This is a genomic window from Salmonella sp. SAL00653 (assembly GCF_046552515.1).
In the GTDB taxonomy this organism is placed as follows: domain Bacteria; phylum Pseudomonadota; class Gammaproteobacteria; order Enterobacterales; family Enterobacteriaceae; genus Salmonella; species Salmonella enterica.
In genome coordinates, this window is the sequence record NZ_JBGDTY010000049.1 from 1 (window position 1) to 660 (window position 660).

The following is a 660-nucleotide window of genomic DNA, read 5'->3' on the forward strand; positions in this document are numbered from 1 at the left end:
GCTCCCACTGCTTGTACGTACACGGTTTCAGGTTCTTTTTCACTCCCCTCGCCGGGGTTCTTTTCGCCTTTCCCTCACGGTACTGGTTCACTATCGGTCAGTCAGGAGTATTTAGCCTTGGAGGATGGTCCCCCCATATTCAGACAGGATACCACGTGTCCCGCCCTACTCATCGAGCTCACAGCACATGCGCTTTTGTGTACGGGGCTGTCACCCTGTATCGCGCGCCTTTCCAGACGCTTCCACTAACACACATGCTGATTCAGGCTCTGGGCTCCTCCCCGTTCGCTCGCCGCTACTGGGGGAATCTCGGTTGATTTCTTTTCCTCGGGGTACTTAGATGTTTCAGTTCCCCCGGTTCGCCTCATTAACCTATGGATTCAGTTAATGATAGTGTGACGAGTCACACTGGGTTTCCCCATTCGGGTATCGCCGGTTATAACGGTTCATATCACCTTACCGGCGCTTATCGCAGATTAGCACGCCCTTCATCGCCTCTGACTGCCAGGGCATCCACCGTGTACGCTTAGTCGCTTAACCTCACAACCCGAAGATGTTTCGTAAAACATTCTCGTGTCGCGAAAATTTGAGAGACTCACGAACAACTTTCGTTGTTCTGTGTTTCAATTTTCAGCTTGATCCAGATTTTTAAAGAGCAAA

At 51.1% G+C, this 660-nt stretch carries 1 rRNA gene; it reads right to left on the reverse strand.

Annotation, left to right across the window (positions count from 1 at the left end):
- Positions 1-540, reverse strand: a 23S ribosomal RNA gene (locus ACLJRU_RS23370); the annotation flags it as partial.
- Positions 541-660 lie beyond the last annotated feature (120 nt).